This window comes from Streptomyces sp. NPDC045967, assembly GCF_056430495.1.
This window is the reverse complement of record NZ_JBWKLE010000004.1, coordinates 261201-278420: the sequence shown is the minus strand read 5'-3', so window position 1 is coordinate 278420 and position 17220 is coordinate 261201. Positions and strand designations below refer to the sequence as shown.

15 protein-coding genes are annotated in these 17220 nt (G+C 73.1%); 7 read left to right on the top strand and 8 right to left on the bottom strand.

Annotated features, from left to right (window positions below):
* Positions 1–22: 22 nt before the first annotated feature.
* The gene (locus tag AC07FY_RS11285) at positions 23–430 is read right to left on the bottom strand and encodes an ATP-binding protein (protein ID WP_479003858.1); all 408 of its coding nucleotides are present in this window, start codon (positions 428–430) and stop codon (positions 23–25) included.
* A complete protein-coding gene (locus AC07FY_RS11280; protein WP_479003855.1) occupies positions 427–636 on the bottom strand; it encodes a hypothetical protein in 210 nt (69 codons plus the stop codon). Before AC07FY_RS11280 ends, AC07FY_RS11285 begins: the two co-directional genes overlap by 4 nt.
* A 116-nt stretch (positions 637–752) precedes the next feature.
* Here AC07FY_RS11280 and AC07FY_RS11275 point away from each other — a divergent pair, with 116 nt between their 5' ends.
* The 3 genes from AC07FY_RS11275 to AC07FY_RS11265 are packed head-to-tail and all read left to right on the top strand — an operon-like array spanning position 753 to position 2292.
* Positions 753–1652: a helix-turn-helix domain-containing protein gene (locus tag AC07FY_RS11275; RefSeq protein ID WP_479003852.1), complete on the top strand. Its 900-nt coding sequence runs from the start codon at positions 753–755 to the stop codon at positions 1650–1652.
* The gene (locus AC07FY_RS11270; RefSeq protein ID WP_479003849.1) at positions 1585–1788 is read left to right on the top strand and encodes a DUF397 domain-containing protein; all 204 of its coding nucleotides are present in this window, start codon (positions 1585–1587) and stop codon (positions 1786–1788) included. Before AC07FY_RS11275 ends, AC07FY_RS11270 begins: the two co-directional genes overlap by 68 nt.
* 48 nt (positions 1789–1836) lie before the next feature.
* Entirely contained in the window at positions 1837–2292 is a 456-nt protein-coding gene (locus tag AC07FY_RS11265) for an SseB family protein (RefSeq protein ID WP_479003847.1), read from the top strand.
* 25 nt (positions 2293–2317) lie between these two features.
* Here the strand turns inward: AC07FY_RS11265 and AC07FY_RS11260 are convergent, their stop codons facing one another.
* Complete coding sequence (locus tag AC07FY_RS11260; protein ID WP_479003844.1) at positions 2318–2794, bottom strand: hypothetical protein; 477 nt, start codon at positions 2792–2794, stop codon at positions 2318–2320.
* Positions 2795–2928: 134 nt separating this feature from the next.
* Here AC07FY_RS11260 and AC07FY_RS11255 point away from each other — a divergent pair, with 134 nt between their 5' ends.
* Positions 2929–3912 carry a pirin family protein gene (locus AC07FY_RS11255; RefSeq protein WP_479003842.1) on the top strand — a complete coding sequence of 328 codons (984 nt, stop codon included), beginning with the start codon at positions 2929–2931 and terminating at the stop codon, positions 3910–3912.
* A 184-nt stretch (positions 3913–4096) separates the two neighbouring features.
* Complete coding sequence (locus AC07FY_RS11250) at positions 4097–5026, top strand: LppU/SCO3897 family protein (protein ID WP_479003839.1); 930 nt, start codon at positions 4097–4099, stop codon at positions 5024–5026.
* Here the strand turns inward: AC07FY_RS11250 and AC07FY_RS11245 are convergent.
* Positions 5023–7197 carry a SpoIIE family protein phosphatase gene (locus tag AC07FY_RS11245; RefSeq protein ID WP_479004527.1) on the bottom strand — a complete coding sequence of 725 codons (2175 nt, stop codon included), beginning with the start codon at positions 7195–7197 and terminating at the stop codon, positions 5023–5025. The genes AC07FY_RS11250 and AC07FY_RS11245 overlap by 4 nt on opposite strands.
* A gap of 157 nt (positions 7198–7354) precedes the next feature.
* On the opposite strand from AC07FY_RS11245, the gene aspS reads away from it, so the two are divergent.
* Positions 7355–9172, top strand: a complete 1818-nt coding sequence (gene aspS, locus AC07FY_RS11240) for an aspartate--tRNA ligase (protein WP_479003836.1) — start codon at positions 7355–7357, stop codon at positions 9170–9172.
* A gap of 68 nt (positions 9173–9240) precedes the next feature.
* Here aspS and AC07FY_RS11235 read toward each other — a convergent pair whose 3' ends face one another.
* Positions 9241–10704 (bottom strand): VWA domain-containing protein, encoded by a 1464-nt coding sequence (locus AC07FY_RS11235; RefSeq protein ID WP_479003833.1) that lies wholly within the window; start codon positions 10702–10704, stop codon positions 9241–9243.
* Between the two features lie 292 nt (positions 10705–10996).
* Here AC07FY_RS11235 and AC07FY_RS11230 point away from each other — a divergent pair, with 292 nt between their 5' ends.
* Positions 10997–13081 carry a PhoX family protein gene (locus tag AC07FY_RS11230; RefSeq protein ID WP_479003830.1) on the top strand — a complete coding sequence of 695 codons (2085 nt, stop codon included), beginning with the start codon at positions 10997–10999 and terminating at the stop codon, positions 13079–13081.
* Between the two features lie 18 nt (positions 13082–13099).
* On the opposite strand, the gene AC07FY_RS11225 is transcribed toward AC07FY_RS11230, so the two are convergent.
* From AC07FY_RS11225 to AC07FY_RS11215, 3 genes are all read right to left on the bottom strand, one after another.
* Entirely contained in the window at positions 13100–14380 is a 1281-nt protein-coding gene (locus AC07FY_RS11225; RefSeq protein ID WP_479003827.1) for a sensor histidine kinase, read from the bottom strand.
* Positions 14368–15078 carry a hypothetical protein gene (locus AC07FY_RS11220; protein ID WP_479003825.1) on the bottom strand — a complete coding sequence of 237 codons (711 nt, stop codon included), beginning with the start codon at positions 15076–15078 and terminating at the stop codon, positions 14368–14370. Before AC07FY_RS11220 ends, AC07FY_RS11225 begins: the two co-directional genes overlap by 13 nt.
* 84 nt (positions 15079–15162) lie before the next feature.
* Complete coding sequence (locus AC07FY_RS11215; RefSeq protein ID WP_479003823.1) at positions 15163–17157, bottom strand: FUSC family protein; 1995 nt, start codon at positions 17155–17157, stop codon at positions 15163–15165.
* Positions 17158–17220: the final 63 nt, after the last annotated feature.

The following is a 17220-nucleotide window of genomic DNA, read 5'->3' as shown; positions in this document are numbered from 1 at the left end:
ACCAATCGGTAATGTCATGATGCTACCCACCGGTAATAACGGCAACCCTTCCGGGCCCACTGTGACCAGGGTCAAGCTCGCACCAGACGGTCTTGGTCCGCACGCCCTGGAGGACCCCCCACCGCAGCGCCACGGCGTCGAGCAGCGCGAGCCCGCGCCCCGACTCGTCGGCGTCGCCCGCCCGCCGCAGTACGGGCCATACGCGCGGGTCGGGATCGGTGAGCTCGACCCGCGTACGGGTTGCCCTTCCGGTGATCCGCAGGGTGACGGGCGTGCCGTCGCCGACGTGGGCGATCACGTTGCCCAGCAGTTCGCTGACGCAGAGCTCGGCGTCGGCCGAGGCGGCGGTCCCGAGGTGCTCGCGCACGGCGTGGCGGGCCAGGGGGACGGCCCCGGGCGTGGCGACCATCCGGATGGTGAGGTCGTTCACCGTCCGCCGGCCAGGGCTTCGACCAGTCGCCGGGCGGTGGCCGGGTTGCAGTTGCCGAGGCTGATCAGGGGCGGGGAGTCGTACCGCCCGGCGTAGGAGGGGAGGTGGAGGTCGAGGGAGGGGAGGGTGATCCCGTGGGCCGCGAGGGCTGCGCGGAGGCTGTCCAGGGCCGATGCGGCTTCGTGGTCGTGGGGGTGGCTGCCCATGGCAGTGCCTTCCTGTGGGGACTGACTGTGACGAACTGCTCACAGGCTGGCGCGGGTCGGCGTAGCTTGGGAAGGATTTTTGTTCCACAGTGCGAGGTGTGGAAGGGCGGGCGACAGTGGCCGCACGCAAGGAGATCGACGGGTCGGCAAGCGTCCCGGCTTTCTACGGCAAGGAGTTGCGGTGGAAGCGGGAAGCGGCGGGCCTCACGCTCGGACAGACAGTCGAGGGCAGCTTCTACGGCGGCAGCTACCTCAGCGAGATCGAGCGGGGGCATCGGCGCATGCCGTTGGACCTGGCCCGGCACGTCGACCGGGTGCTGAAGACCGACGGCTTCTTCGCGCGGCGGTGCGAAGACGTCCGCAATGCGCGGGCCAGCCTGCACGCGCCCTACTTCGCGGACGCCGTTGAGATGGAGGCACATGCCCGGGACATCGAGGAATGGTCACCCATGCTCATTCCCGGCCCCCTGCAACTGGAGCCCTACATCCGGGAAATCATCCACACCTTCAACCCCGGGGACGACGAAGCGGTGGTCCAGCGGAAGGTCGATGCGCGCCGTGCCCGCGCCTGGGTCTTCGAAGAGCCCGAAGGGCCGGTGTCCTGGGTCGTCTTCCACGAGTCGATCCTTCGGCAGCCCATCGTCGGAGACCAGCTCATGGCGGAGCAGTTGGCCCACGTGGCGACCGTGGCGCGGCGTCGCCGCTACATTCCACAGATCCTCCCGTGTAACGCCGGGGCGCATCCGTTCATGATGGGATCGACGTTCCTGATGAGCTTCAGCGACGCTTCCCCGGTCATGTACACGGAGGGCATGTACAGCGGCCAGATCATCGACGATCCGGGCATCGTGAGGCAGTACCAGCAGGCGTACAACCGCCTCCGAGCGGCCGCTCTGCCGCCGAAGGCGTCTCTGGAGATGATCGAGGCGGCAGCGGAGGACTACGGCAATGGCAACCACGCACGTCGACGTGAGCGCACTCGCATGGCGGAAGAGTACCTACAGCACGGCCACTGAGGGCCTCTGCGTCGAGGTGGCCGACGGCCTTGAAGGACTCGTGCCCGTCCGGGACTCCACGCGTCGCGACGGGCCGGTCATCGTCATCTCCGCGGCGGCCTGGAACGGCTTCGTCGCGGGGCTGAAGGTCCGCTGACCGGAACTCGGCGGCCCCGGTGCCCCCGGCCTCGGTAGGCTTCGGCCCATGTACGGCTACGACCAGAACCCGGGCGCCCAGCAGCAGTACGCCCCGCAGCAGCCCGCGCAGGGCTACGGGCAGGCACCGCTGTACCCCGAGCCGTCACCGCCCTCCCTCGCGGACGCGGTCCGGGCCTTCACCACCGGGTCGCTCTCCGCCGAGGACTTCCAGCAGATCTTCGCGACCTCCAAGGTCTACTGCCCGCGCGGCGACACCCCGGGGTTCCTGGCGCTGCACAACACGCAGCAGCCGGTCATCCCGATGTTCACCACGCTCAAGGAGCTGCGCCGGTACGCCGGCAAGGAGTCCAAGTACTTCGTGATCACCGGCGCGGAGGTGATCGACCTGCTGCCCACCGGATACGGCTTCGTCCTCGACATGGAGGGCGACCACCGGATGGTCTTCGACGCGAAGGCGGTCGAGCAGATGGTCGACTACGCCATGCGCCGCATGTACGGCTGAGCGGCCAGCCGGCCGCCCGCCCGGCTCAGGGCGTCCGCGGACTCCGGCCCGCCGCCGGCCGGCCGGCGCGGTGGTGGGTCAGTGCGGCGTACCCGGCCCATGCGACGGCGGCCAGCACCGCCGCGGCGGCCCCCGCGGCCAGCGGTCCCGGCTCCGGTCGGAAGCCGAGGACGAGCCGGGTCCCCATGAAGACGAGGGCGAAGGCCACCCGGCCCGGTGCGTAGACGGGGATCCGCGCCGCGGTCCCGCGCAGCAGCCCGGCCACGACCAGCCCCGCGGCGCCGCACACGGCGAGCAGGGCCCAGGGGGAGCCGGGGGCGGCCTCGGGTATGCCGTACTCGGCGGGTCCCAGGCGGAAGGCCGATGCGGCCCAGCCGAGGGCGAGCCCGCACGCGGTGACGCCCAGGGCGAAGAGGACGTGCCGCCACCAGGGGCCCGGCCTGCGGTCCTCCCCCTGCTCCCCACTGCCCGACGTGTCGTCGGCGCCGAACAAATCGATCACGACCGGTAGGACGCGGGATCGCGCGCCGGGGTTGGCCGCCGCGCGGGAATTCCCGCGGGCTCCCCTCCGTTGAGCGCGGGTGTGGCAGAAAGTTCGAGTTTCAACTAAACTCGACGCAGAAGGAGGTCCTGACCATGCCCGCAGTGACTGTTGAGAACCCGTTGGCGCTCCCGCGCGTGGCCGAGCCGACCGCGGTCACCCCGCGCAAGGTGCTGGCTGTCACCACCGCTCCCGGTGGGTTCGAGGGTGAGGGGTTCCCGGTGCGCCGCGCGTTCGCGGGGATCAACTACCAGCACCTCGACCCGTTCATCATGATGGATCAGATGGGCGAGGTGGAGTACGCCCCGGGCGAGCCCAAGGGCACCCCGTGGCACCCGCACCGCGGCTTCGAGACCGTCACCTACCTGATCGACGGAACCTTCGTCCACCAGGACAGCAACGGCGGCGGCGGAGTCATCAACGGCGGTGACACGCAGTGGATGACCGCCGGGTCGGGCCTGCTGCACATCGAGGCCCCGCCGGAGTCCCTCGTCGTGTCCGGCGGCCTGTTCCACGGCCTCCAGCTGTGGGTGAACCTGCCGGCCTCGGACAAGATGATGCCCCCGCGCTACCAGGACATCGGCGGCGGCCAGGTCCAGCTGCTCACCACCCCGGACGGCGGCGCGCTGCTCCGCGTGATCGCGGGCCAGCTGGACGGCCACGAAGGCCCCGGCATCACCCACACCCCGATCACGATGATCCACGCGACCGTCACCCCCGGCGCGCAGATCACCCTGCCGTGGCGCGAGGACTTCAACGCCCTGGCGTACGTCATGGCCGGGCGCGGCGCGGTCGGCGAGGACCGCAGGCCCGCCCACACCGGGCAGACGGTCGTCTTCGGCGAGGGCGGCTCGCTCACGGTGCGGGCCGACGCGTCGCAGGACTCCAACGCCCCGGCCCTGGAGATCGTCCTCCTCGGCGGGCGCCCGATCCGCGAACCGATGGCGCACTACGGGCCGTTCGTGATGAACAGCCGGCACGAGCTCCAGCAGGCATTCGACGACTTCCAGGCCGGCCGGCTGGGCACCGTCCCGACCACGGCCCGGGAGCGGACGAAGTCGGCGGAGCAGCACTCCTAGACCCCGTCGTCCGGGGCCTGTCGTCCAGGCCCTGGCGCCACCCCGCTCGCGGCCCCGCTTCCCGTCCCCTCGGGCAGCGGGGCCGCCGTGCGTGCGCATTGACGGAACGGCTGCGTCCGCCGAGGTGGCGGGGCCACAATCCGAGGAGACCCGTCCCGGCACGCCCCGGCTTTGAGGAGCAGTTGTGTCTTCGGAGGAAGTCGACGTCACGATCACTCCGCAGCAGGCGGTCCACGGGGTGATTCTCACGGTCACGCTCCCGAGCGGGCCGGCCCGTCTGCGCATCCCGTCCGCCACCCGGGACGGCGAACTCGTCCGGGTTCCGCACGGCGGTGGCGAACTGCCCGTGCGGGTCAGGATCGCGGCGCCCGCCGGGTCGGGGCCGCGGACGGCGCCCGTGCCGACGCAGACGCCGACACCGGCAGTGACCGCGACCCCGACGCAGGCTCCGCGACCGGCCCCGGCCGGCGGCGGGAACCCCTTCGCGCGACCGGCGCCGGCGGCAGCGGCCCGGTCCGGCGGTGGCAATCCCTTCGCCGCAGCGGCCGTTCCGCCCGTTCCCCCCGGCCGGACGGGCGGCGGCCGGCCCGCCGCCGTCGGCTGCCTGGTGGCGGGCGGGCTCCTCGCGGCCGTGCTGATCGGCGCCTTCGCCGTCGGCTCGGGCGACGACGGCGACGGCAAGGCCGCCGGCTCCGCGACGCCCTCCCCTTCGGCCTCGTCCTACAGCCCTTCGTACAGCCCTTCGTACAGCCCCTCCTACGCCCCGGCCCCGCCGACCTACGAGGCCCCGGCCGCGCCGACCGCGCCCACCGGGGAGCCCGAGCCGACGCAGGAGGCCGCCCCCACCCCGTACGACCGCGGCACCTGCCTCAACGGCACCCTGCCCGACTCGACGACGGCCCAGCGCGTCGACAACGTGGAGGAGGTGCCCTGCTCGGCCTCCGACGCCCACTACCGGGTCATCGGCAGCATCCCGATGACCTCCGACATGGACCGCTGCGACGACTACCCGAAGACGCAGTACGCCTTCTCCCACCGCTACACCCTCAACGGCGCGGTCATCAACGAGTACGTCTACTGCCTCGTCGGCCTCGGCTCGTACGCCCGCAACTAGTCATGAACGGCGTCCGGCCCCTCGGAGGAGTCGGGCCGCTTGGAGCGTTCCCTGAGCTCGAACCAGATCGACTTGCCCTCGCCGCGCGGGTCCACGCCCCAGGAGTCGGCCAGCATCTCCATCAGCAGGACCCCGCGGCCGCTGGAGGCCATCTCGCCCGGCTGCCGCCGGTGCGGGAGCTCGTCACTGCCGTCCGCGACCTCGATGCGCAGCCGGCGCTCGCCCAGCTCGCCCACGGCCTCGGCGACCAGCAGCGCGTCCCCGTCGGTGTGGGTGAGCACGTTCGTCACCATCTCGGAGACCATGAGCACCGCCGAGTCCACCTGGTCGGGGTCCGCCCAGTCGTGCAGCAGCTCCCGGACCTGCCGTCGGGCGCCCGCGATCCGCTCCGGCTCGGCCTGGGCCACGGTCAGCATGGTGCGGCGGGCCGGACGGGCCGGGTGCCCGGCCGTGGCGCCGCAGCCGCAGCCGCCGCCCTCCCGGCACAGCAGCACGACGGCTATGTCGTCCTCGCGGCGGTCGGCCAGCGGGCCGGTGCTGTGGTGCGAGGACGGCCCGTGCACGGCCTGCACCAGCAGGTCGGCGAGCTTCTCCAGGGACTCGGAATCGTGCGCGTCGGACTCCAGGACGGCCCGCAGCCGGGCCCAGCCGGTGTCGAGGTCGTGTCCGCCGGTCTCGATGAGCCCGTCGGTGCACAGCATCATCGTCTCGCCCGGCTCCAGGGTGAACCGGGTGGTCGGGTAGTCGGTGTCGGGGACGATGCCGAGGGGCAGCCCACCCGCGGTGGACCGCATCAGGACCGTGCCGTCGGGCATGCGGACCGCGGGGTCGGGGTGGCCCGCGCGGGCCACCTCCAGCATGCCCGTCCGGGGGTCGCACTCCACGTACAGGCAGGTCGCGAACCGGGGACTCTGGAAGTCCGGGTCGTCGTCCCCGTCGGAGTCCTGCGCGGAGTCCAGCCCGGCCAGGAAGCGGGAGGCGCGCGAGAGCACCGCGTCGGGCCGGTGGCCCTCCGAGGCGTACGCCCGCACCGCGATCCGCAGTTGGCCCATCAGCCCGGCCGCGCGCACGTCATGGCCCTGGACGTCGCCGATGACCAGCGCGAACCGTCCCGACGGCAGCGGGATCATGTCGTACCAGTCGCCGCCGACCTGGAGCCCGCCGCCGGTCGGCACGTACCGGGCGGCGATCCGCATGCCCGGGATCTCGGGGCCGAGCTGCGGCATCATCGACCGCTGCAGCCCGGTGGTGAGCTCCCGCTCGGATTCGGTCACCCCGGCCCGCTGGAGCGCCTGGGCGAGCATCCGGGCCACGGTGGTCAGGACGGAGCGCTCGTCGGGGGTGAAGGACACCGGGTGCTTGAAGGCGGCCATCCAGGCGCCCATCGTGCGTCCGGCGACGATCAGGGGCAGGAAGGCCCAGGACACCCGTCCGAAGGGCTCGGCGAGGGGCCAGGTGACCGGAAAGCGCCGTTTGTAGTCCTCCGGGGTGGGGAGGTAGATCGCCCGTCCGGTGCGGACCACCTCCGCGGCCGGGTAGTCCGTCTCCAGCCGCATGTCCGCGAAGGGGGCCTCGTCCCCGACGTCGTGCCCGTGGTGCCCGATGATCGACAGCCGGTCGCCGGCCGCGCCGAAGACGGCCAGCCCGTCGGGGCTGAAGCCGGGCATGGACAGGGAGGCCGCGACCCGCAGCACCTCGGCGGTGGAACGGGCCTCGGCCAGTGCCCGGCCCGCGTCCAGCAGGAAGGCCTCGCGGGAGCGCCGCCAGTCGCCGGTGATCGGGGTGTGCACGGCGGTGGTGCCGGGCTGCGGCTCGGCGACCTCCTGGATGGTGCCGATCAGCTCGTAGTCGACGCGGCCGTCGGCGAGGCGGTTCTCCACCGGTTTGGAGCGGCTGCGCACGGTCCGCAGGACCCGCCCGTCCTCGTCCATGATCCGCAGCCGGGCCTCGGCGAGCGTGCCCTCGGCGACGGCGAGGGTGACGATGCCGTTGATCTCGTTCCAGTCGACCGGGTGGAAGCGGGACCGTACGGCGACCTCCGGCAGCACCACGGGCTCGGCGGGCAGCCCGAGGATCCGGGCGGCCTCGCCGTCGAGCGTGACCGTCCCGGAGGCGTTGTCCCATCGCCACAGACCCGTCGCGACGGCGGCCAGGACGTCCTCGGTGCGCACCCGGTCATCTTTACAGGTCATCCCTCACTCGTGCCTCTTCGGCCGGGCACGGGGGCGCTCGCGGGGGCCCGGCGGGCGTGCCCGCCCCGCCCCCCGCCCGGACGGTAACCTTGTGAGGGTTGAATCCACCCTGGTATCGCGAAGAACTGGATGACTGATGCATCGGTACAGGTCCCACACCTGCGGCGAGCTCCGCGCCTCTGACGTCAACGCCGACGTCCGGCTGAGCGGCTGGCTGCACAACCGTCGAGACCTGGGCGGCATCCTCTTCATCGATCTGCGTGACCACTACGGCATCACGCAGCTCGTGGCCCGTCCCGGCACCGCTGCCGCCGCGGCCTTGGACAAGCTCTCCAAGGAGACGGTGATCCGGGTCGACGGCAAGGTGGTCTCGCGCGGTGCCGAGAACATCAACCCGGAGCTGCCGACCGGTGAGATCGAGATCGAGGCCGCCGAGGTCGAGGTGCTCGGCGCGGCCGGCCCGCTGCCCTTCACGATCAACACCGACGACGGGGTGAACGAGGAGCGGCGCCTGGAGTACCGCTTCCTCGACCTGCGCCGCGAGCGCATGCACCGCAACATCATGCTGCGCTCGGCGGTCATCGCGTCGATCCGCTCGAAGATGGTGGCCCTCGGCTTCAACGAGATGGCGACCCCGATCCTCACCGCGACCTCCCCCGAGGGCGCCCGTGACTTCGTCGTCCCGTCCCGCCTGAACCCGGGCAAGTTCTACGCCCTGCCGCAGGCCCCCCAGCAGTTCAAGCAGCTGCTGATGATCTCCGGCTTCGACCGCTACTTCCAGATCGCGCCGTGCTTCCGCGACGAGGACGCCCGCGCCGACCGCTCGCCGGGCGAGTTCTACCAGCTCGACGTGGAGATGTCCTTCGTCGAGCAGGAGGACGTCTTCCAGCCGATCGAGCGCCTGATGACCGAGCTCTTCACCGAGTTCGGCAACGGCCGCGAGGTCACCTCCCCCTTCCCGCGGATCCCGTTCCGCGAGTCGATGCTGAAGTACGGCAACGACAAGCCCGACCTGCGCGCCAAGCTGGAACTCGTCGACATCACCGATGTGTTCGAGGGCTCGGAGTTCAAGGCGTTCGCCGGCAAGCACGTGCGGGCCCTGGCGGTCCCCGACACCGCCGCGCAGCCGCGCAAGTTCTTCGACGGCCTCGGCGAGTACGCGATCTCGCTGGGCGCCAAGGGCCTGGCCTGGGTCCGCGTCGGCGAGGACGGCGCCCTGACCGGCCCGATCGCCAAGTTCCTCACCGAGGACAACGTCAAGGTCCTCACCGAGCGCCTGGGTCTGGCCGCCGGCCACGCGGTGTTCTTCGGCGCGGGAGAGTTCGACGAGGTCTCCAAGATCATGTCGGGTGTGCGCGTCGAGGCCGCCAAGCGGGCCGGGCAGTTCGAGGAGAACGTCTTCCGGTTCTGCTGGATCGTCGACTTCCCGATGTACGAGAAGGACGAGGAGACCGGCCGGATCGACTTCTCCCACAACCCCTTCTCCATGCCGCAGGGCGGGATGAAGGACCTGGAGGAGAAGGACCCGCTGGACATCCTGGCGTGGCAGTACGACATCGTCTGCAACGGCATCGAGCTGTCCTCCGGCGCCATCCGCAACCACGAGCCCGAGGTCATGCTGAAGGCCTTCGAGATCGCGGGCTACGAGGCCGAGACCGTCGAGCGCGAGTTCGCGGGCATGCTGCGCGCGTTCCGGCTCGGCGCCCCGCCGCACGGTGGCATCGCCCCCGGCGTGGACCGCATCGTGATGCTGCTGGCCGACGAGCCGAACATCCGCGAGACCATCGCCTTCCCGCTGAACGGCAACGCGCAGGACCTGATGATGGGCGCGCCGACGGTGCTGGAGGAGGCCCGCCTGCGCGAGCTGAACATCGCGCTGCGCAAGCCCGTGGAGACCAAGGCCGCCGACGCCAAGCCGGTCGCGGAGGCCGTCCACCCGGACGCCGCGCGCTAGGTCCTGCCGGACCGGATGTGACGAAGGGCCCGGGATCGGATGATCCCGGGCCCTTCGGTCGTTTCCGGCTAGAAGCGCTCCAGGATGCCCTTGAGGAGGGCCGCGGAGGTCAGCTCGCGCGGGGCGGGGCCGGCGTGGAAGAAGCCGGCGTTCTCGGCGTCCAGCTTGCGCAGGAAGTCGAACGCCTTGTTGTCGTGGTCGCCGAACGCGACGAACTGCCAGTGGAGGCCGGGGGCGGTGGTGGCCGCCTCGGCCAGGGCGACCTTGGCGGGCTGCCGGTTGTCCGGGGCGCCGTCGGTCTGGAAGACGACCAGGGCCGGGCCCTCGCCGCCGTGCTCGCGGTAGTGCGCGACGACGGCCTCGACGGCGACGTGGTAGCTGGTGCGGCCCATCCGGCCGAGCTCGGCGTGGCGGGTCTCGACCCAGGTCTCGTCGTGGCCGTCGAGGTCGAGGTCGGCGGTGCCGTCCAGCTCCGTGGAGAAGAACACTGTGTGAACGGTGGCCTTCTCGTCGAGGTGCGCGGCGAGGGCGAGGGTGTGGTCGGCGAGGTACTGGGCGCTGCCGTCCTTGTAGAACCCGCGCATGGATCCGGACCGGTCCAGGACGAGGTACACCGTGGCGCGCGCCCCGGCCCTGCCCTTGCTCCGGAGCACCTGACCGGCCGCCTTGTACGCGGCGGCGACCCCGGGCGCGCGGCGCCGCACCGCGGCGGCGGCGAGAGCGGGGCCGTCGGCACCGGCCTCGGCGTCGACACCGACCGGCTCGGCCTCGGCGGCGGGCTCGGGCTCGGCGGCGGGCTCGGGCTCGGCTTCGGCGTTGGCCTCAGTCTCGGGCTCCGCCTCGGCAGCAGCCTCGGCTTCGGCCTCCGTTGCAACCTCGGCGGCGGCCTCGGGCTCGGCCTTGGCCTCAGCCTCGGGCTCCGCCGCAGCGGCGGCCCCGGGCTCGGCCTCCGCCTCGGTGGCCTCAGCCTCGGGCTCAGTGGCAGGCTCCGCCTCGGCAGCAGCCTCGGGCTCGGCCTCCGCTTCGGCCTCGGGCTCAACAGCGGCCTCGGCCTCGGCGGCCTCAGGCTCAACGGCGGCCTCAGCCTCGGGCTCGGCTTCGGCGGCGACCGGCTCCGGCTCGGCGGGCTCCGCCTTGGCTTCGGCGGTGGGCTCGGCCTCGGCCGTGGGCTCCACCTCGGCGGCGGCCGGCTCCGGCTCGGGCTTCGGAGTCGGTTCGGGCTCGGCGGCCGCCGGTTCCGGCTGCCCGCCCGTCGGCGACGACGGCCGGCGGGCCTCCGGCACCGTCGGGTCCGCCACCGGCGACGGGTCCGGGGCCGGGGCCGTCAGGACCGTGCCCGCCTCCCGGTCCCGCGGCGCGGACTGCGGCGGAACGGTCGGATTGTCGAAGGAGGCGGCCACCAACTCGGCCGCCGCGTCCAGGGGAGTGCGTTCCGCCTGGCTCGGGAGGGCCGCCGAGGGCGTGCCCGACGTTTCCGGTACCGGTTCCGCAGACCGTCCGAACACCTTGCGCAACAAGCTCCGAATACCCATGGGCCAGGCCTTTCGCATGAGTGCGTGCGTCATTTGTCCGTGCTGCGCGGTTGATCCCTGCCCAGAGTGGACACGTAAGGTTATCGGCCGCCCGGCTGGATCTTCGGGAGGGGCGCCTTTCGTGGCGTCCGGCCCCCGCACCGCGCACCCGCAGGGCGAACTCCCGCCCCGACGCACCCGGTTCACCGATCGTTCATCCGCGCGCCGCCGCTGCGGCGCCACCTGGCCCTAGCGTCGCCGCTGGATCGTCCCGACACGTTGTCGGCGCCCACGCAGCTACCGGAGGACACTCGTGCGCAAGCTCCTGCCGCTCATCGGCAACCCGCATGGGGGCGGCCGTTCCGCCCTCACCTGCCGCTACCGCTGCGGTGACGCATGCTTCCACGAGGTACCCAACACCAGTGACAACGAGTACGCGGGCGACATCATCGCCCGCGCGTACTCCCGCCGCTCGATGCTGCGCACGGCCGCCGTCGTCACGGTCGCCACCGCCGCCGGCAGCGCCGTCACGCTCGGCGGCCCCGGCCAGTCCGCCCACGCCACCCCGGCCGAGGGGGCCGCCGCCGGCGCCGCCGGGAACGGCGAGGCCGCCCGCGGCCTGCGCTTCAAGCCCGTCGCCCCCAACACCGCCGACCGGGTCACCGTCCCCGAGGGGCACGAGCAGAACGTCGTCATCCGCTGGGGCGACCCGATCCTCAAGGGCGCCCCCGGCTTCAACGCCGACCGGCAGACGGCCGCCGCGCAGGCCGGTCAGTTCGGCTACAACAACGACTTCCTCAGCCTGCTCCCGCTCGGCGGCGACTACGAGCGCCGGCAGCTGCTCGTGGCCAACCACGAGTACACGGACGAGAACCTGATGTTCAAGGGCTACGACCCGGCCAACCCGACCCGCGAACAGGTCGAGATCGCCTGGGCCGCGCACGGCCTGTCCGTGGTCGTCGTCCAGGAGGACCACCGCAGCGGCAGGCTGACCGCGGTCTCCCGCCACGAACTCAACCGCCGCCTGACGGCCACCAGCGAGTTCAGGATGACCGGTCCGGCCGCGGGTGGCGCCCTGCTGAAGACCTCGGCCGACCCGACCGGCACCAAGGTGCTCGGCACCCTCAACAACTGCGCCGGGGGCACCACTCCGTGGGGCACCACCCTGCACGGGGAGGAGAACTTCAACCAGTACTTCGCCAACGCCGGCCAGGTCACCGACCCCACCGCCGCGGCCCGCCTGAAGCGGTACGGCATGACCACCGGCGCCACCGAGCGCAAGTGGGAGCGCTTCGACAAGCGCTTCGACGTGGCCCAGGAGCCCCACGAGTCGCACCGCTTCGGCTGGGTGGTCGAACTGGACCCGTACGACCCGGACTCCGTCCCGCGCAAGCGCACCGCACTGGGCCGCTTCAAGCACGAGGCCGCGCAGCCCCGGCTGACCGAGGACGGCCGCCCCGTCGTCTACATGGGCGACGACGAGCGCTTCGACTACTTCTACAAGTTCGTCTCCTCGAAGCGGATGAAGAAGGGCGGCTCGCGCGCGGCGAAGGAGCACAACCTCACCCTCCTCGACGAGGGCACCCTCTACGTCGCCAAGCTCACCGGTGACACCCCGGCCGCCGAACTCGACGGCTCCGGCGCCCTGCCCTCCGACGGCGCGTTCGACGGCTCCGGCGTCTGGATCAAGCTCGCCACGGGCAACGTCTCGCACGTCGAGGGCATGACGGCCGAGGAGGTGTACGTCTTCACCCGCCAGGCCGCCGACAAGGTGGGCGCCACCAAGATGGACCGCCCCGAGGACGTCGAGCCGTCCCCGCGCACCGGCCGCGTCTACGTCGCGCTGACCAACAACACCGACCGCGGCAAGCCCGGCAAGGAAGGCGCCACCGAGGCCAACCCGCGCAACCTGAACAAGCACGGCCAGATCCTGGAGCTCGCCGAGAACTTCGACGACCCGGCCGGCGACGGCTTCGCCTGGCGGCTGTTCCTCGTCGCCGGTGACCCGAACGACCCGGCGACCTACTTCGCGGGCTTCCCCAAGGAGAGGGTCAGCCCCATCTCCTGCCCGGACAACGTCGCCTTCGACCCGCACGGCAACCTGTGGATCTCCACCGACGGCAACCAGCTCGGCTCCCACGACGGCCTGTTCGGCGTGGCGACGGCCGGTGAGCGCCGCGGGGAGCTGAAGCAGTTCCTGACCGTCCCGCGCGGCGCCGAGACCTGCGGTCCGGTGATCCAGGACAAGCGGGTCCTGGTCGCCGTCCAGCACCCGGGCGAGATCGACGGGGCCTCGGTCGAGAAGCCGCAGTCGACGTGGCCCGACGGACCGGGCCGGCTCGTCCGCCCGGCCGTCGTCTCGGTCTGGCGCAAGGACGGCAAGGGCATCGGCGTCTGAACCGGCCGGTGGCCGCCCTCAGTCCCCGTCCGGCAGTCGCCCGACGGGCAGCCTGAGGGTGGTCACCGCGCCTCCGTCGGGAGCGTTGGCGAAGGTCAGGGCGACCTCCAGCACGGCCGCCTGGCCGGCCACGATCGTCAGCCCCAGCCCGTGGCCCCGGCCGCGGCCCGGGTCGCCGGTGCGGAACCGCTTGGGGCCCTGCTCGATCAGCTCGGGCAGATAGCCGGGACCGTGGTCGCGCACCACCACCACCGGTCCCTCCACCGTCACCTCCACCGGCGGCCGGCCGTGCTTGTGCGAGTTGACCAGCAGGTTGGCGAGGATCCGGTCCAGGCGGCGGCGATCGGTGAGCACCACCGCGTCCCGCAGGACCCGTACCGTCGCCTCGTACCCGCTCCCGGCGACCGCCCGTCGCACCGCCCGGCCGAGCTCCACCCGGGCCGGCTCGGCCCGCTCGACGCCCGAGTCCAGCCGGGAGATCTCCAGCAGGTCCTCGGTGAGCAGGTGCAGGGCCTTGAGCCGGTCGTTGATCATCTCCTTGGGCCGGCCGTCCGGAAGCAGCGCGGCCGCCGCCAGCGAGCCGGTGAGCGGGGTGCGCAGTTCGTGCGCGACGTCCGCCGTGAACCGCTTCTCCGCCTCCAGCCGTTCCTGGAGCGACTCCGCCATCGAGTCCAGGGCCTGCGCCACGTCCCGCACCTCGTCCCGCGAGCGCACGGGGCGCCGTGCGCGCCCCTCCCCGCTCCCGTCCGCGCCGTCGGCGGGGAAGTTCACCCGCGCGTCCAGGTCCCCGGAGCTGATCCGGCGGGCCACGGCGGCGGTGGTCGCGAGCCGCCGGCTGATCCGGCCGGCGAGGAACAGACCGGCCAGTGCGACGACCCCGGCCGCCAGGGCCGCCGAGGCGAGGATCGCGGTGTCGATCTCCCGCAGTCGGCCACGGGTGTCCCCGTACGGAATCCAGATCGCGAGGGCGTGCTCGTCGGCGGGCGCGGCCGCCCACATGACGGGCTCGCCCCCGCGGCGGCCGACCATGCTGCCGGTGTCCCCGCGTGCGACGAGGTCGCGCAGCGGCCGCGGCAGGCCGGGCGGGTCCAGGGCGACGTCCACGTCGCCGTGGGAGGTGCCGTACTCGTAGTGGCCGAGGGCGTGGTCCAGGTCCGCCTCGGCCTTCGCGCGGACCTCGCCGACGATCTGCCGGGCGACCACGTTGTGCACCAGGACCCCGAGTGCGGCGGCGACCATGCAGCACACGGCCGTGGTGGTCAGCGCGATCTTCCAGCGCAGGCTGCTCAGCGCGCGCATCGCGACCCGTCCCCGCCCAGGGGGAGGTCCGTGAGGGCCGGGCAGTCGTCGAGGGTCAGCTGCGACAGGCTCATGACGCCGGCCTTCGCGTCCCATTCGTAGTCGGAGACCGCCACGTACCGCGGGTTCGAGGTGGGTTCGCGCACGGCGAGGTGCTCGGCGGCGACCTCGACGCCCTCCAGGACCGCCCGCCGGGTCAGCACCCGGGCGATGCGGCCGTCGTCCCGGACGGTGTAGACGCGCAGTTCGCTGAGCCGGCCGTCGAGGTCCAGGGCCGTGATCAGCTCCTCCCGGCCGTTGCCCGTGAGGTCGTGCAGTACTCCGGGGCGCACCGGGCAGCCGGGGCCGCCGCCGGGGGCCCCGGTGCAGAGCGCGAGCCGCTTCACCGCGCGGGGGTCGACGAGCCGCCCCGTTCCGCCGTCCTGGGCGGTGGCGGAGGCGACGTCGGCGCGTACGACGTCCAGTGCGTCCATGCCGCGCAGGCCCGCCGCGGACGCCTTGGGCAGCCCGGGCACCACGGCGGCCGTGCCCGGCTGCTGGCCCGGATCGGGCGGGGAGGGGCGGATGTCCCTCCACAGGGTCTTCGGCGCGTGGACCGTGCCGAGCTCGCCCTGGCTGCGCAGGCCCTCCACATCGGCGCATCCGGCCAGGGCCGCCAGGGCGGCGGCGAGGACCATCACGGCCGGGGCGCGGTGCATGTACCGATGCTCTCCCGCCGCGGTCCGGGAGGCCCGGGGCGCGGACCCATCCGGGCGACGGACAGGCGCCCGGACAGGGGACGGTCAGGGGCCGGGCCCGGCGAGGGCGCGGGCCGAGGCGACCTCCTGGCGGACCGGCGCGAGGACGTCCGGCCGGTCGTCCGCGGGCTCCGGGTCGGCCCGAACCGGGAGGGTGCTGTCGCGTACCCGCCCGGCCAGGTCGCGCAGCTGACCCGCGAGGGACTCCACCTCCCCCGCCGTAGGGGGAGGCGCGCCGTGGTTGGCCCGGACCCGGGCGGCGGTGGTCGCGTCCACGATGCGCTCGACGGCCACCACCAGCGGCCACCAGGCGGCGGCCCGGGCGCCCGTCGGCGGTGGCTCGGTCAGGGCCCGCTGGAACTCGCTGCGCACGCCCGAAAGCTCCCGGTAGATCCGCCTGCGGGCCTGGACGCGGAGGGTGCGCGCCTGGGCGAGCGAGGCCCCGTCCGGCAGCGGCGCGAAGGCGCGCTCCAGGTAGCGGGCGGCGTCCTCCACCGTGTCGGCGAGCCGGTCCCCGACCCGCGCGTGCCAGCTCTCGGGCCACAGCAGGTAGCCGGCGACGAGGGTGATGGCGCAGCCGATCAGACTGTCCAGCAGGCGCGGCCGGACCAGGTCGAAGCCGTGGTGGTTGAGCTGGTCCGAGAGCAGCAGGATCACCGGGGTGATCGCGGCGGTCTGGAAGGCGTACCCCTTGGCCGAGAAGACGGGGATGAGGGCGGCGAGCACCATCATCACCGGTACGTCCCACCAGCCGCGCGGGACCTCGGCCAGCACCGCGGCGGCGATCACCAGCCCGGCCGCGGTGCCCAGCGCGCGCAGCACGGCCCGCGAGAACACCGAGCCGAAGTCGGGCTTGAGGACGAAGGTGACGGTCAGCGCGACCCAGTAGGAGCGTTCGACCTCGATCAGCGAGACGAGCGACTGCGCGAGCCCGATGCACAGCGCGAGCCGCAACCCGTAGCGCCAGGAGGCACGGGAGAACACCATGTCGCGCACCGTCCGCCGGAGCCGGACGCGCAGGGCGGCGGGCCGGCCGAGCCGGTCGTCGACGTTGTTCAGGTCCGGTTCGGCGAGGTACACCACGTCGGCCGCGTGCCGCAGGGCCGAGTCGACGGCCCGCTCGGACGGGGTGTGCGGGGCGGGCAGTTGGAGGAGGGGGACCCCGGTGCGGCCCTCTTCGACGGCGTCGGCGAGCCGGCGTACGGCCGCCGGGATGTCGGGCGGCAGCGGCCGGTCGCGCAGGTGCGCGGCGGGCGCGGCCTCCACCAGCGGGATCACCACGTTGAGCTGGGCCAGCAGCCGCACCATCGAGGGGCTGCGGCCGTGCTCCCGGGCACGGCGGCCCAGCACCAGGTCGTAGGCGTGGTTCAGGGACTGGGTGACCTGCCGGCGCCGCTCCTCGTAGACGGGCGCCGGGCCGCCGGCCGCCTCGAGGGAGTCCGCGAGCGCGCGGTAGGTGGCCGCGACGGCCGTGCGCTCCGGGAGCCGGCCGCGCAGGGGCCAGCCGAGCAGGGTCAGCGCGAGCACGAACAGGCCGCCCGCGGTCAGCAGCAGGGGCGCCGTCCACCAGGGCCGCGGCAGCGGAAGCCCGGCCCCGACCACGGCGTTGAGCAGGAGCAGCAGTCCGGAGACGGAGGCGACCGTGCCGATCGAGGAGATCATCCCGGACACCAGGGCGACGAAGGTGAGGGCCGCGACGGCCAGCCAGCCGTGCCCGAAGACCAGGGTGCCGAGCGTGACGCCCACGGCGCCGAAGAACTGCGGGACGGCGATGTTGAGGATCCGCATGCGGTAGGAGTCGGCGGTGTCGCCGATGACCCCGGACAGGGCGCCCATCGAGACGAGCGCGCCGTACTCGGGCTCGTCCAGGGCGAATCCGACGGCGAGCGGGACGGACAGCGCGACCGCCGCGCGGGCCGCGGCGGCCCAGGGGATCGGTGCGCTGCTCGGCCGCAGTCCGCCGAGCAGCCACGCGGGCGGGGCCAGGGGGTGGGACCGCCCTCGACCGGACGGTATGTGGTCGGTGCGTTCGGTGCTCATTCCGCTTCCGTGCCGCCGCTCGAGAATCGGTTCTTCTGGGCTCTTCTGCGTCGTTCTGCCTAC

Coding starts and splice junctions, on each gene's coding strand:
- AC07FY_RS11235 (WP_479003833.1), bottom strand. CDS start 10,704: ATGGGTATTCGGAGCTTGTTGCGCAAGGTGTTCGGACGGTCTGCGGAA.
- AC07FY_RS11255 (WP_479003842.1), top strand. CDS start 2,929: ATGCCCGCAGTGACTGTTGAGAACCCGTTGGCGCTCCCGCGCGTGGCC.
- AC07FY_RS11220 (WP_479003825.1), bottom strand. CDS start 15,078: ATGCACCGCGCCCCGGCCGTGATGGTCCTCGCCGCCGCCCTGGCGGCC.
- AC07FY_RS11270 (WP_479003849.1), top strand. CDS start 1,585: ATGGCAACCACGCACGTCGACGTGAGCGCACTCGCATGGCGGAAGAGT.
- aspS (WP_479003836.1), top strand. CDS start 7,355: ATGCATCGGTACAGGTCCCACACCTGCGGCGAGCTCCGCGCCTCTGAC.
- AC07FY_RS11215 (WP_479003823.1), bottom strand. CDS start 17,157: ATGAGCACCGAACGCACCGACCACATACCGTCCGGTCGAGGGCGGTCC.
- AC07FY_RS11225 (WP_479003827.1), bottom strand. CDS start 14,380: ATGCGCGCGCTGAGCAGCCTGCGCTGGAAGATCGCGCTGACCACCACG.
- AC07FY_RS11280 (WP_479003855.1), bottom strand. CDS start 636: ATGGGCAGCCACCCCCACGACCACGAAGCCGCATCGGCCCTGGACAGC.
- AC07FY_RS11265 (WP_479003847.1), top strand. CDS start 1,837: ATGTACGGCTACGACCAGAACCCGGGCGCCCAGCAGCAGTACGCCCCG.